At 70.9% G+C, this 14,455-nt stretch carries 14 protein-coding genes; 4 read left to right on the top strand and 10 right to left on the bottom strand.

Annotated features, from left to right (window positions below; translation table 11 throughout):
• The 3 genes from AB0G02_RS16400 to AB0G02_RS16390 all read right to left on the bottom strand — a co-directional run.
• Nucleotides 1-862: GNAT family N-acetyltransferase (locus AB0G02_RS16400; RefSeq protein WP_360794494.1), on the bottom strand; the 862-nt coding region annotated here is incomplete at its 3' end.
• A 10-nt stretch (nt 863-872) separates the two neighbouring features.
• Nucleotides 873-1,706 (bottom strand): 3-hydroxyacyl-CoA dehydrogenase family protein, encoded by an 834-nt coding sequence (locus tag AB0G02_RS16395; protein WP_360794492.1) that lies wholly within the window; start codon nt 1,704-1,706, stop codon nt 873-875.
• Nucleotides 1,703-2,023, bottom strand: coding sequence for an EthD family reductase (locus tag AB0G02_RS16390; protein WP_360794490.1), 321 nt, complete (start codon nt 2,021-2,023; stop codon nt 1,703-1,705). Before AB0G02_RS16390 ends, AB0G02_RS16395 begins: the two co-directional genes overlap by 4 nt.
• 54 nt (nt 2,024-2,077) lie before the next feature.
• Here AB0G02_RS16390 and AB0G02_RS16385 point away from each other — a divergent pair, with 54 nt between their 5' ends.
• Nucleotides 2,078-2,740, top strand: a complete 663-nt coding sequence (locus AB0G02_RS16385; RefSeq protein ID WP_360794488.1) for a histidine phosphatase family protein — start codon at nt 2,078-2,080, stop codon at nt 2,738-2,740.
• Here the strand turns inward: AB0G02_RS16385 and AB0G02_RS16380 are convergent.
• A complete protein-coding gene (locus tag AB0G02_RS16380; protein WP_360794486.1) occupies nt 2,737-3,804 on the bottom strand; it encodes a MerR family transcriptional regulator in 1,068 nt (355 codons plus the stop codon). The two genes, AB0G02_RS16385 and AB0G02_RS16380, sit on opposite strands and share 4 nt — an antisense overlap.
• Before the next feature lie 72 nt (nt 3,805-3,876).
• Entirely contained in the window at nt 3,877-4,170 is a 294-nt protein-coding gene (locus tag AB0G02_RS16375) for a hypothetical protein (RefSeq protein ID WP_360794484.1), read from the bottom strand.
• A gap of 84 nt (nt 4,171-4,254) precedes the next feature.
• On the opposite strand from AB0G02_RS16375, the gene bluB reads away from it, so the two are divergent.
• Both bluB and AB0G02_RS16365 read left to right on the top strand, forming a co-directional pair.
• Entirely contained in the window at nt 4,255-4,887 is a 633-nt protein-coding gene (gene bluB, locus AB0G02_RS16370) for a 5,6-dimethylbenzimidazole synthase (protein WP_360794482.1), read from the top strand.
• A 73-nt stretch (nt 4,888-4,960) separates the two neighbouring features.
• The gene (locus AB0G02_RS16365) at nt 4,961-6,475 is read left to right on the top strand and encodes a GGDEF domain-containing protein (protein WP_360794480.1); all 1,515 of its coding nucleotides are present in this window, start codon (nt 4,961-4,963) and stop codon (nt 6,473-6,475) included.
• Here the strand turns inward: AB0G02_RS16365 and AB0G02_RS16360 are convergent.
• The 5 genes from AB0G02_RS16360 to AB0G02_RS16340 all read right to left on the bottom strand — a co-directional run bounded on the left by AB0G02_RS16360 (nt 6,472) and on the right by AB0G02_RS16340 (nt 10,786).
• The gene (locus AB0G02_RS16360) at nt 6,472-7,371 is read right to left on the bottom strand and encodes a toll/interleukin-1 receptor domain-containing protein (protein ID WP_360794478.1); all 900 of its coding nucleotides are present in this window, start codon (nt 7,369-7,371) and stop codon (nt 6,472-6,474) included. The two genes, AB0G02_RS16365 and AB0G02_RS16360, sit on opposite strands and share 4 nt — an antisense overlap.
• A 14-nt stretch (nt 7,372-7,385) precedes the next feature.
• Nucleotides 7,386-8,036 carry a hypothetical protein gene (locus AB0G02_RS16355; RefSeq protein WP_360794476.1) on the bottom strand — a complete coding sequence of 217 codons (651 nt, stop codon included), beginning with the start codon at nt 8,034-8,036 and terminating at the stop codon, nt 7,386-7,388.
• Between the two features lie 222 nt (nt 8,037-8,258).
• Nucleotides 8,259-8,945, bottom strand: a complete 687-nt coding sequence (locus AB0G02_RS16350; protein ID WP_360794474.1) for a Crp/Fnr family transcriptional regulator — start codon at nt 8,943-8,945, stop codon at nt 8,259-8,261.
• A gap of 416 nt (nt 8,946-9,361) precedes the next feature.
• Complete coding sequence (locus AB0G02_RS16345; RefSeq protein WP_360794472.1) at nt 9,362-10,009, bottom strand: response regulator transcription factor; 648 nt, start codon at nt 10,007-10,009, stop codon at nt 9,362-9,364.
• 141 nt (nt 10,010-10,150) lie between these two features.
• On the bottom strand, nt 10,151-10,786 hold the full coding sequence (locus AB0G02_RS16340; protein WP_360794470.1) for a peptidoglycan recognition family protein: 636 nt from the start codon (nt 10,784-10,786) through the stop codon (nt 10,151-10,153).
• A gap of 171 nt (nt 10,787-10,957) precedes the next feature.
• Between AB0G02_RS16340 and AB0G02_RS16335 the strand changes: the two genes are divergently transcribed.
• Nucleotides 10,958-14,209 carry a penicillin acylase family protein gene (locus AB0G02_RS16335; RefSeq protein ID WP_360794468.1) on the top strand — a complete coding sequence of 1,084 codons (3,252 nt, stop codon included), beginning with the start codon at nt 10,958-10,960 and terminating at the stop codon, nt 14,207-14,209.
• The last annotated feature ends 246 nt before the right edge of the window (nt 14,210-14,455 follow it).

The following is a 14,455-nucleotide window of genomic DNA, read 5'->3' as shown; positions in this document are numbered from 1 at the left end:
TGAGCCACTTCGCCGCCGGCCAGCCCCGGGCCGCGACCGCCGCCGGCAGGTCCACCACGCGCAGCAGCCACGCGGACGTGGTGACGGTGTGCTCGATCGCCTGGTCGGTCAGCAGTCCCGTGATGGCCGGGTCGGTGACCAGCACCGAAGCCCGGTCCAGCACAGCCGCCCAGCTGCCCAGCTCCGCCAGCAGCGCGCGCTGCGTCGCCGCGTCCCGCCCGACCAGGTCGTACACCCGGAGGCCGCGCGGTCCGCGTTCGGCCGCGAGGTACCCGCGCACCTCGCCGTCGTGGCCGGGCACCACCGACACCACGTCGAGCTCCAGCACCTCGGCCAGGTCGAAGGCCGGCGGGCTCCGGTCGAGCATCCCGTCCACCGTGGAGGCGACGTCGCAGTAGCAGGCGTGCAGCGCCCGGACGTCGCCCTCGACCGCCGGCCGGGCGTCGATCCGCGCCCCGGTCGGCACCCGGTCCAGGGGCAGGTCCAGCCACTCCAGCACCCCGGCCCGCTCCCACCCCCGCGACCGGTACACCGCGGGGGTGGTGGCGTAGAGCACGGACAACGGCTGGCCGCGCTCCCGCATGTCCCGCAACGCCGCGTCCAGCAGCGCCCCGGCCACCCCGCGACCACGCGCGGAGGGCTCGACGGCCACGCCGCCGACGCCGCCCGACGGCACCGTGGCACCGCCGTAGAACTGGTGGAAGTCCCTGATCGTGAGGAGGCCCGCGACCCGGCCGTCCAGCTCGGCGGCCAACCCGCGTCGCCCCGGCCGCAACGACGGCTCCTCGATGCTCCCGAACGCCACCCGGCGCAGCCGGTCGGCCTGCCCGACGTCGTCGCCGGTCAACTCGCGGATTCGCACGGGACCCTGCCTACCAGGTGAAGAACCCCCGGCCGGTCTTGCGACCGAGGTGTCCCGCCGCGACCTTCTCCCGCAGCAGGGCGGGCGGCGCGAAGCGCGGTCCCAGCTCGGCCGCCAAGTGCTCGGAGATGGCCAGCCGGACGTCCAGCCCGACCAGGTCGGTCAGCCGCAGCGGACCCATCGGCCACCCGTAGCCGAGCCTCATGCCGGTGTCGATGTCCTCGGCGCTCGCGACGCCCTCCTCCAGCATCCGGATCGCCTCCATGCCGACCGCGACACCGAGCCGCGACGTGGCGAACCCGGGCGCGTCCCGCACCTCGATCACGGTCTTGCCCAGCTCCTCGGCCCACCCCCGGACCCGGGCCACCACGTCGGCGGCCACCCCGTCGTGGTGCACCAGCTCGACGAGCTGCTGCACGGGCACGGGGTTGAAGAAGTGCATGCCCAGCACCCGCTCGCCGGGCAGCCCCTCGGCCAGCGCGGAGATCGACAACGAGGACGTGTTCGAGGCCAGCACCGCGTCCGGGCAGGCCACCGCCGCGTCGCCCAGCACCCGGCGCTTGAGCCCCAGGTCCTCCGGCACGGCCTCGACCACCAGCTCCGCGTCCCGCCCGACCCCCGCGTCGAGCCGCTCCACCACCGTCAGGCGGGCGAGCAGCCCGGCCGGCTCCCCGTCCAGCCTGCCCCGGTCCGCGGCCTTGGCCAGCGACGCCTCCACGGCCCGCCGCGCGGCCGACGCCCGGTCCGCGCCCGCCTCCACCAGCACCACCTCGTGCCCGCCGGCGAGGAACAGGTGGGCGACACCGGCGCCCATCGTGCCGCCGCCGATCACCACGGAGATCATCGGGTGACGACCTCCGCGGCGAACATGGCCACCAGCTCGACGCCGCCGATCTCGATGAGGTTCGCGCCCGCGGCCTGCCACTCGGGCGACTGAAAGGCCTCCTTCATGGCGTCGGCGGACTCGAAGTACATCTCGGCCACGATGTGCAGCTCATGCTCACCGAGGAAACCGGGGACGAAGACCCGCGAGACCTTCGCGACCTCGGCGCGCAGCAGGCCCGGCGTCCGCTCGACCAGGGGCAGGTGGGAGGCGAAGTAGGCCTCGTCGAACGCCTCGACGTCGGCCGGTTTCCGGTACAGGGCGACGTACTTGAGCATGTGACACCTTCCGTCCGGTTTCGCCTGCGAATGTAACACCGGCACGATGGAGGGGTGCGGATCATCCTGCTGCGCCACGGGCAGAGCCTGGGCAACGTCGACGAGCTGGCCTACTGCCGCGTGCCCGACCACGCCCTGCCGCTGACCCCGTTGGGCGAGCAGCAGGCCCGCGACGCCGGACCGCGGGTCAAGCGGCTGCTCGGTGGCGACCCGGTGGCCGTGTACGTCAGCCCCTACGTGCGGACCAGGGCCACCCTGCGCAACCTCGACCTCGGGGCCCAGGTGGAGCGGACGGTGGCCGAGCCGCGGTTGCGGGAGCAGGACTGGGGCAACCTCCAGGACCCCGTGCAGCAGGAGGTGCTCAAGCACCAGCGGCACGCGTTCGGGCACTTCTTCTTCCGGCTGCCCAACGGCGAGTCCGGCGCGGACGTGGACGACCGGCTGGCCGCGTTCCTGACCGACCTGGAGACCCGGATGCGCGAGCCCGCCCACCCGGCGACCGCGCTGGTCGTGTCGCACGGCCTCACGATCCGCCTGCTGTGCCGTCGCCTGTTCGGGTGGAGCATCGAGCTGTTCGAGTCGCTGTCGAACCTGGAGACGTGCGAGGACCGGGTCCTCACCCACGACGGCCGGAACTGGTCGCTGGACCGGCCGTTCGACCAGTGGCGGGCGTCCCCGGACGGCGAGGCCCAGGGACCGCTCGCCACCGCGACCTAGGCCGGGACCACGTCCGCGACCACGCACACCACGTTGTCCGGACCGCCGCGCTCGTTGGCCAGCCCGACCAGCCTGGTCGTCGCCTCCTCCGGGTCGGCCTCGGCCTTGAGCATCTCCAGCACGTCGGCCTCGGGCACCACGGTGTGCAGGCCGTCCGTGCACAGCAGGTACCGGTCGCCGGCCAGGGCGTCGTGCAGGGCCAGGTCCGGCTCGACCGCCCTGCCGTGCAGCGCCCGCACCAGCAGCGAGCGCTGCGGGTGGCTCAGCGCCTCCTCCTCGGTGAGCCTGCCCTCGGCGATCAGCGACTGCACCGCCGTGTGGTCGTGCGTGATGCGGAACAGCCGGCCGCCGCGCAGCAGGTACACCCGCGCGTCACCGACGTGCACCAGGCCCAGCCGCGACCCGGACAGCACCAGCGCGGTCAACGTCGTGCCGCTGCACCCGCCACCGGGGACGGCGGACAGGTAGTCGCCCACCGCCGCGCCGGCCCGGTGCACGGCGTCCGCCAACGTGTTGAGCAGCTCCCCCGCCGGGATGGCGGTGTCCAGCGGGGCGAGCGCGTCGATCGCCATCGCGCTCAGCGGCTCGCCGCGGGCGCCGAACCCGTCGGCCACCGCGAGCAACCGCCCGCCCGCGTAGCCCACGTCCTGGTTCGAGTCGCGGACCAGGCCGCGGTCGGAGCGGACGGCGTACCTGAGGGTGAGGTCCACAGTGGTGTCCTTCCCGGGGAGCTGTCCCCGAGCCAGTTCCTCTACCAGGAGGGAGGCGAGGCCGCGCCGGGTCGCCGTGTCGGCCTCGACCCGCGCCCAGTAGGCGCGCACCTCGGCGGCCGCGGCCCCCGGGTCGAGCGCGCACACCACGCGGATCCGCGCCAACGGCATCCCCAGCCGGCGCAGCCACGCCACCAGGCGGGCCCGGTCGAGCTGGTCCGGCGCGTAGAGCCGGTAGCCCGACAGCGGGTCGACCCGGGCCGGCGTCAGCAGGCCCAGCTCGTCGTAGAGCCGCAGCGCCTTCGGTGACAGGCGCGATGCCCTCGCGAACGCCCCGATGGTCAACAGCTCCACGTCCCGCCCCTTCCCCCCGGCCGGGCCTCCTGCCCGGCCTGCACCACCGTGCGGCTTGCCCCAGGGTGAAGGTCAAACGCCGGCCCGCACCACCCCGCTCAACGACGCCGTCCCGGCCACCGCCAGCACCGCCAGCGCGGGCCAGTCCGCCACCAGGTGACCCCCGTGACCCACGACGAAGCTCCCGTACAGGCCCCAGCACTGCACCACCGTCAACGCCGCGCCGAGCACCGTCGTCCACGAGGAGACGACGACCACGACCACCACCAGCAGGACCAGGGCGAACACCGGCCAGCTCGCCGTCACCACCGTCACCACCACGCCGCCCGCGAAGCCGAGCGCGGACCCGTGCACCGTTCCGACCATGACCGGGCATTCCAACGGCCGGTTGAGACGCACACCACCCCTCGCGGGGCAGGTTCACCGGATCGCGTGAGGCACCATCCTCGGATGAGCTTCTACGACGTCCTGCACCGCCGGAGGGACACCAGGGGCGAGTTCACCGGCGCCCCGATCCCGCCCGACGTGCTGCGCCGGGTGCTCACCGCCGCGCACGCCGCGCCCAGCGTCGGCCTGTCCCAGCCGTGGGACTTCATCGTCGTGCGCGACGAGCACACCCGCCGCGCGTTCCGCGACCACGTCCACGCCGAGCGCAGCGTCTTCGCCTCCGAGCTGGACGCCCGGCAGTCCGAGCTGTTCTCGCGGATCAAGGTCGAGGGCATCCTGGAGTCGACGCTGGGCGTGGTCGTCACCTACGACCCCGACCGCGGCTCGCCCGCCGTCCTGGGCAGGCACGCCATCGCGGACGCCGGCCTGTACTCGGTGTGCCTGGCGATCCAGAACCTGTGGCTGGCCGCGACCGCCGAGGGCCTGGGAGTGGGCTGGGTCAGCTTCTACCGCGAGGACGTGCTGCGCCGGATGCTGGACATCCCCCAGCCGCTGCGGCCGGTGGCCTGGCTGTGCGTCGGACCCGTCGCCTGCCTGCCGGACACCCCCGACCTGGAGCGGCACGGCTGGCGCAACCGGTTGCCCCTTGATGAAGTCCTGCACGAGGAGCGGTACACCCGGCGTTCCGGCCGGTAGCCTGTGGTAGCCGTGCCGGCGGCGAGCGGACCCCCGTACCGCCTCGCCGAGTCGGAATGGAGTGTCAGCACGAGTGGAGCAGCGCGATCGGCTGGTAGCCGGACAGGTCCCACAACTCGACCTCGAGGTCAAGGCGTTGCTGAACGCTGGCCGCCTGCCGGAGGCCAACACCCTGTTCGACCAGGTGCTGAGCCGCGTGCCCCCGGGTATCGACCGCTGGCAGCGCTCCGCCGTCCTGGTCAACCGGGCGAAGCTGGCCTGGCGGCTCGGCCGCATCCCGCTCGCGCTCGAACTGGCCGCCGAGGGCTGGACCGACCTCGACGGCGAGCACAGCGACAACCCGGCCGCCGCGCAGGCCATGCACGCCCTCGCCTACCTCCTGGAAGGCATCGGCAACCGCCGTGCGGCCGTGGACATGCTCCGCCTCTCCGTCCAGGTGGCGCGACGGGCGGCCGAACGCTCACCCGCCGCCACCGAGATCCTCGGCCACTGCCTCCAGGGCCTCGGCGGCACGCTGAACTTCCGCGCCATCTCGTCGGACCCCGAGCACGCGCCGGCGATCTTCGAAGAGGCCCGCGGCTACCTCAAGGAAGGCCTGGAGCTGACCGAGGAGGACCAGATGAAGCGCGCCCTGCTCGCCGCGTACAGCCGTTCGCTGGCCGGCGTCGGGGAGTTGGAGCAGGCCGAGGAGCACGCGCGGGAGACGTTGCGGCAGGCACTGGAGGCCAACGACAAGTGGGCGATGGCCGTGTCGAACTGGGTGCTGGCGGTGGTCCGGCGCGAGCAGGGGGACCTGGTGCCCGCCCGCACGCTGGCCAGCCGCGCCGTCGCCGCCTCGGAGTCCATCAACGACCCGTCGCTGCTGCTCCGGTTCTCCCTGGACCTGGCCGACATCTGCGCCGAGATGGGCGACCACGTCGGTGAGGCGACGGCGTTGCGCTGCTCGGTCGCCGCCGGCCGCACGGCCACCGAGACCCTCCAGGAAGGACTCGGCCAAGCGCTCGAACAACGCCGCGTCGCCGTCCAAGCGCAACGCCTCGCCGTTGCCGCCCAGGAGGCCGCCGCGCGCGACCCGTTGACCGGCCTGGCCAACCGCCTGGGCCTGGAACGCGCCGCCGCCGGCCTGCTGGAAACCACCGCCGCCCGCGGCCGCGTCCCCTGGCTGGTCCTGGTCGACGTAGACCGCTTCAAGGGCGTGAACGACGACGCGGGCCACGCCGCGGGCGACGCCACCCTGCGCGAGATAGCCCAACTCCTGCGCCGCGAGTGCCGTGCCGCCGACCTCGTCGCCCGCTGGGCCGGCGACGAGTTCGTCGTGCTGCTGGGTGACACGGCCGGCACCACGATGGAGGTCGGCCCGACAGTCGCGGAACGCATCCGTGCAGCCGTGGACGGCCACGACTGGACCGTCGTCCTGGGCACCGCCCGACGTCCGACGGTGAGCATCGGCGTCGCCGCCGGACCGGCCAAACTGGACCAACTCTTCGCCGCCGCCGACATGGCCCTCTACCGAGCCAAGCGCCACGGCCGCAACCGCGTCGAAGTCGAACCACAACTAGTCGTCCCCGAAGCCGTCTCCGGCAACTAAGCCTGGTCGCGGTTGTTCACTACGTCGACGAGTGCCTCCGCCTGTGGTCGCAGCAGATCCTTGATGAGGACGCGATCACCCGTTTCCGTGCACAGGCGGAGGTCGGCAGTCGGGATGATGCCGCCGCGCCGACGTCGGCGGACCTCGGTGTTCACAACCTCTCCGACGCTGAACGTGAGCACCTGCTGGATCTTCAGCTCACCGTCCAGGTCGGCGATGCAGATCCGACGATTCGTGACCAAGGCGACAGCGGAACCCGAGGTTCGCCTGGAGAACCGGCACGGTGCGACGAACCGGAGTTCCTCGTCGGGTCGCAACAGGGACCACGCGATGTCGACAAGGCGACCGCGATTGCCGAAGTGCTGTTGCAGCAGAGGAAGGGTGCTGCGGGCCAGGCGGTCGATCTCGGCCCGGCTCGTGCGCATCACGCGCCCCGACAACCTGGCGTCCATACTGGTGATCTCCGCCATGATGCGCGAGAGGTCCCTCTGCGCTTCACCAGGACGTATCCTCTGCCTCTGGACCCTGGCCAACTGGCGGATGTCCGGTGGCAGGTCGTCGTACACGAGGTCCGGTACATCGCCGACCAGGACGGGTAGTATGCGCACGCCGGCGGCGAGCGCGGTAGCGATCTCCCGGCGCACCCAGTCGCGGTCGTCGTCGATCAGCCGGCCGCCGGGTCCGGGCGAGTGCCAGTCCGACCCGATGACGGCCACGAGGACCACACTGGATCGCACCCTGTCCAGCAGCACCCGCGTGTAGTCCTCACCGGACGGGATCGACCTGTTGTCCAGGAAGACCTGATCCGATCCGAGCCGCTCAGCCAACTCACTGCACAACCAGTTGGCAACCCACGGCTCGTCGGAACCGCGGTAGTTGATGAACACCAGCGACATGTCCGTCACCGCCCCTACCCGGACGGGTCCACGAGCATGACCATCCGCTCGTTGTTCCCGACCACCATCTCCCGGGACTCCCATCGGTAGTCCTTGGCCAAAGCGGGGAACTGGTGGAACGTTCCCGTGCTAACCGCGATGGTGTTCGGTGGCGCCGCGCCGCTCAGCTTCGACGCGAAGCTGATGCACGCACCGACCAGTTGCACGCTGGCGTGCTTGCCGACGTGGACACGAGCCGACGTCACCGCCCCGTTGTCCACCCCGGCCCCGACCCGGAACGCGAACGGGGTGGGGCACTCGCGCACTCCGCAGTTGCCCAAGCAAGTCAGGTGGTGCCGGTTGGCCTTCAGGAAATCCGTGCGCAGGAACTCTATGGCTCGGAGGGCAGCATCGATGGCGTCGGAAGCGCAAGTTTCGCCGACGAACAGCGCGAGCACGGCGTCGCCGCTGGGACCGCTCTCGTACACCGCCGGGCCGTCGATCGTCGACATCACGCCCACGATGAAGTTCATGAACAACGAGGTGGCCGCACCAGGACCGTGGTGGCGCTCCACGAAGTCGACGATCTGCGAGGACTTGCGGACGTCGATGAACAGCGCGGCACCGTGAACGGTCTGACCGATGGAGTAGTTCGCCAGTCCGCCCGGCATTCCGTGTGCGCTCACGGTGGTCTCGTCGATGGTCATGCCGACCGAGAGCCTTCAGACTTGCGGACACTCTGCCGCCGAGCCCGTAAAGCCTCGAGCAACCCGGCGATCCCGCCCAGCGTGATGGCGGTGCTGGCGCACAGCAAAGCCTTCGACCTGGGGATACCGAGCACCCCCGGAGTCGCGTGGAGCGCGAGCCCCAGGACGATGAGCGTTCCGGCCAATCGCATGTCAGGTCCCTCACTTCGCGCCTTCGAGCGCCGTCGCGCCGCCCTCGGCGATCTCTTTGATGCGGTTCAGGTCGTGGACGACGAACAACTGGCGGCCTGTGCTCAGCAACCCTTGATCGCGAAAGACGCGGATGACCGGTGAGACGGAGTCGCGTTTCTTCGCCCCGATAAGACCGGCGAGTTCGTGCTGGGAGACACCCCGGATGACGATGCCGTCCGCACTGGCGATGCCCAGTTTCATGCTCAGCTCGACGAGCCCCTTCGCAAGTCGCTGCTCGGTGCCAAACCAGCTCGCCTGGGACTGCTTGGTGGTGGCTTCGCGCAAGCGAGCGCTCAACATCTGCACCAGGGCGTGGAAGACGCGGGGGCGGCTGTACAGGAAGTCGATCCACTCGCGTTGCAGAATCACCTTGACCTGGATGTCCTCCATCGCCCACACGTCGGTCGAACGCGGCTGGCCATCGAGCGCGGACATCTCACCGACGACCTCGCCGGGGCCCCGGATGGCCATCACGCGGTCCGGACCGCCCGACGTCACCTTCACGTGCCCCTTGATGATCAGGTACGTCTCGGTGGTCCGCTCGTTCTCGCGGAACAGCAGGAACCCGGCAGGCCGGTTGATCACGAGGCCCTTGAGGGCGAGCTTGTCGTCCTCCTCAAGGAGAGGCATCTTCGTGATGTCTGCGTCGGATCCCATGCAGATGAGTGTACTAGAACACATAGGCACGTGTGAAGGCGCATACCCGTCTGGGCCACCAGACGCCTTGCTCAGTGGTCAAGCCCACCCTGAAGTGACGATGCGAGGAATTCTCAGCTCGAAGACTGGTGGGTGCACGTTCGACCGCCCAGCGATGCGGCCGGCGCCGGCCTGAATCCGCCACCGGATGCCGTCGATCGACTACTACCGGCATCACATCGGCGGGCGGTGCCCCAGCTCGCGACCTACAGGCGATAGCGGCCGCAATACAACCCACCGCAGCGACCGAGTCGAACCGCCCCGCCGTCAACACGCCCGCCGAGAGCTCTCCGGTGCTGCGGTTTCGCTTGGTCGCTCAGCAGCTACCGGGCACCTCGCCGCGTTCCGGCCATCTCACCCCAGGTACAAGGCCTTGCCTACGCGATCAGGCCGCCGCGGAACGCCACCAACGCCGCCTGCACCCGGTTCACCGCCCCGATCTTGCCCAGCACCGACGACACGTACCCCTTCACGGTCGCCTCCGACAGGTGCAACGTCCCACCGATCTCGGCGTTGGACATCCCCTGTCCGATCAGGACCAGCACCTCGCGCTCGCGCTCCGACAGCGACGCCAGCAACCGCCGCGCCGGCTCGGCCGCGCGCTCACCGTCGGCCACCGCGGCCAGCACCCGGGCCGCCACACCGGGGTCGAGCACCGCACCGCCCATCGCGAGGTCGCGCACCGCGCGCACCAGCTGCTCGGGCTCGGTGTCCTTCAACAGGAACCCGGACGCACCCAGCCGCAGCGCTTCCGACACGTACTCGTCCACGTCGAACGTGGTCAGCATGGCGATCTTGGGCGGGTCGGGAATGGCGCGCAGCCTGCGCAGCGCCATCAACCCGTCGGACGACCGCATCCGGATGTCCAGCAGCACGACGTGCGGGCGGTGCCGGCGGGCCAGGTCGGCCACCAGGTGCCCGTCATCGCATTCGGCCACGACCTCCATGTCGCCGGCGCTGCTGAGGATCATGCGAAGGCCGGACCGGACGAGGTCTTCGTCATCGGCCAGCATCACCTTGATCACGACGCCTCCCCGCGTTGGCGTTTCGTGTTCGTACCCGTCCAGCCTCGTGCACGAACACGCAAGCTGACGTTAATTCCCCGTTATCTCACCACGGAAGGAGGCGGGAACACCCTGTTCACAGTTGCCAGGAAATACCCGGGGTCAGCCCAGGACCTGCGCGACTTCCTGGCGCAGACGCGGCAGCAGGGCGTAGAGCTTGTCGCCGGGGCAGAGGGTGTCGCGGTAGTCGCGGTGGCCGTAGATCCCAGTGGGCGGGATGCCGTACTGCTCGCACGTGTAGACGCAGAACGAGACGAGCGAGTCCCACTGCAACTTCGGCGGCTCCACGTCCATGTAGAGGCCTTCGTTCTCGATCCCGATGGCGGCGGTGTTCTGGCCGGGGCAGTGCGCGCCCACCACCACCCGGTCGCCGGCGCGCAGGGCGGCCAGGCTGCCGTGCCTGCCCTCCATGAGGAACCCGCCGCGGCTGTTGGTGAAGTGCTGGCCGGAGTCGATCCAGCCGTTGGTGTCCATGTGCAGGTCCTGGATCCACCGCGCGTTGGCGTACGCGGCCGCCTGCGAGTAGTCCGTGACGTTCGGCGAGGCGGTGTGGTGGATCAGGATCCGCACCGGCCGCTCGTACACCACGCTCGTCGGCTGCGACGGCGGTCGCGCGCCCCAGTCGGCGCAACTGCGGATGGGCAGCACGGGGCTCAGGGCCGAGGCGGGGGACGCGCCGAGGCCGACCAGCACCCCGGCACCGGCCAGACCGGTCAGCAGCGATCGACGTCGCATCATGTGAACTGTTTTCCCAATCCTCAACCGACAGGTCAAGACTTCACACCCGGACGGCCGAACCCCCTCCACCCCCGCACCCCTCCCCGAATTCAAACGCGAAGCTCTTTCGCGAATAACGGCACGGCCAGTAACGTGCGTCACACGATCCCTGCTTGGAAGGAGCTTCGCGACATGCGGAGAGCCACCCGATCGCCAGCCGTGGTCGCCCTCCTCGCCGCGGCGGCCATCACCGTTCCAGCCATCAGCGCCCCCACCGCCACCGCCGACCCGACGGGCACGACCACCGGCACCACCGGCACCACCAGCAGCAGCGCCACCAGCGCGTTCACCCCGGACGACCACTGCCTGGGCCAGTGCAACGACATCCTGCCGCCCGGCCAGAACGGCAACGCGACCCTCACCGACATCCTCGCCCACCAGGTGCTCGGCACCCGCCCGGCGCACTCGGCCGACCAGCTCGGCCGCTACGACTCCCTGGCCTCCGGCTACGGCGGCCTGACCAACGACCAGCTCGGCGCGTTCTTCAACGACGCCTCCTTCGGCGTCCCCGCCGCCCAGGTCGAGAGCACGGTCAAGCCGCGCGCGGACGTCACCATCGTCCGCGACAAGGCCATCGGGATGCCGCACATCTACGGCACCACCCGCTCCGGCACCGAGTTCGGCGCGGGCTACGCCGCCGCGCAGGACCGGCTGTGGCTGATGGACCTGTTCCGCCACCTCGGTCGCGGCCAGCTGTCCGGGTTCGCGGGCGGCGCGGAGGGCAACCGCGCGCTGGAGCAGAGCTTCTACAACCAGATCCCCTACACCGAGGCCGACCTCCAGGCGCAGATCGACCAGGTCGCGGCGCAGGGGCCGCGCGGCGCGCAGGCGTTCCAGGACGTCAAGGACTACATCGCGGGCATCAACGCCTACATCACCGCCTCCGTGAACAGCCGGACGTTCCCGGGCGAGTACGTGCTGACCGGGCACGCCGACGCGATCACCAACTGGAACGACATCACGCCGTTCCAGCCGACCGACCTGGTCGCGATCGCCGCCGTGGTCGGCGGCCTCTTCGGCGCCGGCGGTGGCGGCGAGGTGCAGAACGCGCTGGTGAAGCTGGCCGCGCAGAACCGGTACGGCGCCGCGGTCGGGGAGCAGGTGTGGCGCTCGTTCCGCGAGCAGAACGACCCCGAAGCGGTGCTCACCCTGCACAACGGCCAGCGCTTCCCGTACGGGACGACGCCGGCCTCACCCCAGGGCGTGGCGCTGCCCGACGGCGGCGTCGTGACCCCCGAGCCGATGGTGTTCGACCAGACCTCGGCCGCCACCTCCACAGTGGACGCGGCCAGTCCGGGCACCCCCGCCGGCCTCGAAGCCGTGGCGGGCATCTTCGCCGACGGCGTGCTGCCGCGCGACCTGCTGACCAAGAAGCACGGCATGTCCAACGCGCTGGTCGTGTCCGGCGCGCACACCGACACCGGCAACCCGGTCGCCGTCTGGGGTCCGCAGACCGGCTACTTCGCCCCGCAGCTGCTCATGCTCCAGGAGCTGAACGGTCCGGGCCTGCGGTCGCGCGGCGTGTCGTTCGCCGGCGTGTCGATGTACGTGCAGCTCGGTCGCGGCGTGGACTACTCGTGGAGCGCGACGTCCGCCGGGCAGGACATCACCGACACCTACGCCGTCGAGCTCTGCGAGCCGTCCGGCGCACCGGCCACCGCCACCTCCGCGCACTACCGCTACCACGGCCAGTGCCTGCCGATGGAACGCCTGGAGCGCAAGAACTCCTGGAAGCCCAGCGTCGCGGACCCGACCCCCGCCGGCTCGTACACGCTGGTCATGTACCGCACGAAGTACGGCCTCGTGCAGAGTCGCGCCAAGGTGGACGGCAAGTTCGTCGCCTACGCGTCCCTCCGCTCGACCTACCTGCACGAAGTGGACTCGATCATCGGGTTCCAGGAGTTCAACGACCCCGACGCGGTCAAGTCGGCCGCGGACTTCCAGCGCGCCGCCGAGCACGTCGGCTACGCGTTCAACTGGTTCTACGCCGACTCCCGCGACACCGCGTACTTCAACTCCGGCGCGAACCCCGTGCGCAAGGCCACCGTGGACCCGCACCTGCCGGTGAAGGCCGAGGCCGCGTACGAGTGGGACGGCTGGAACCCCGACCACAACACCGCGACCTACACGCCGTTCGCGCAGCACCCGAACTCGATCAACCAGGACTACTACGTCAGCTGGAACAACAAGCAGGCCGTGGACTACTCCGCGTCCGGCTACGGCATGGGCTCGGTGCACCGCGGCGACCTGCTCGACGACCGGGTGCGGGCGCTGATCGCGCGCGGTCCGGTCACCCGGGCCTCGTTGACGCGGGCGATGGCCGAGGCCGCCGTCGCGGACCTGCGTGCCGAGCAGGTGCTGCCGGACCTGCTGCGGGTGATCGACACCGCGGCGGTGACCGACCCGGCGCTGGCGTCCGTCGTCACCGGGCTGCGCGACTGGCAGCGGTCCGGCTCGCTGCGCAAGGAGACCGCGCGCGGCAGCCGGACCTACGCGCACGCCGACGCGATCCGGGTGCTGGACGCGTGGTGGCCGCGCCTGGTCGAGGCCCAGTTCAAGCCCGGTCTCGGCGACGCGCTGTACGGGCAGCTCACCAACGCGCTCCAGGTCGACGAACCGCCGTCGGACGTGCACGGCGCGGCGCCGCACAAGGGCTCGTCGTTCCAGAACGGCTGGTGGAGCTACGTCGACAAGGACCTGCGGGCCGTGCTCGGGGACCGCGTCGACGGCGCTCTCGGTGCCCGCTACTGCGGCAACGGCGACGTCACGGCGTGCCGCCAGGTGCTCCTGGACAGCCTGCGCGCCGCGGCCGCCGTCCCGGCCGCGCAGGTGTACCCGGGCGACGACTCGTGCGCCGCGGGCGACCAGTGGTGCGCGGACACCATCATCCACCGCGCCATGGGCGGCATCACGCAGGACAAGGTGAGCTGGCAGAACCGGCCCACCTACCAGCAGGTCGTCCAGTTCCCGTCCCGGCGCGGGACGAGCCTGGCCAACCTCGCCGCGGGCGCCACGGCCACCGCCAGCAGCTACGAGCGCGGCTGGTACCAGTCGCCGCCGTCCAACGCCGTGGACGGCAAGGCGGACACCCGGTGGGCCAGCGACTGGTCCGACGCGCAGTGGGTGCAGGTGGACCTGGGTGCGCCGCGCACCGTGGGCCGGGTCGTCGTCTCGTGGGAAGCGGCTTATGCCAAGGCATATCGCATAGAGCTGTCCACGGACGGCACCACCTGGCGGACGGTCTACACGACGTCCGCAGGAGATGGTGGCCGAGACCTTGCGTCCTTCCCACCTGATGCGGCACGATTCGTACGAATGACGGGTATCCAACGGGCCACGGGGTACGGATACTCGGTTTACGAACTTGAGGTCTACGTCACGTAGACCGGCCCACAGGAAGACCCCGGTCCACCCCCAGGGACCGGGGTCTTCCGCTTTTCACGAGTCCTCTTGCGAGTCCCCCTCGGTTCTTCTCCCGCCGCTCTTCTTCCGCCGCCTCACTGCCTCTTCCGCCGCTGCCTCTTCCGCCGCCTCACTCCCGCTTCCGCCACCTCAGGCCGGGATGAACAGGTAGTTCCGGACGCGGTCGTCGATCCGGTCGACCCGCCGCCACGTGTTGCGGTGCCAGGC

It is taken from the genome of Actinosynnema sp. NPDC023658, from assembly GCF_040639995.1.
Classification (GTDB): domain Bacteria; phylum Actinomycetota; class Actinomycetes; order Mycobacteriales; family Pseudonocardiaceae; genus Actinosynnema.
Note: the sequence above shows the minus strand (reverse complement) of the source record. Positions and strands in the feature narration are given on the sequence as shown.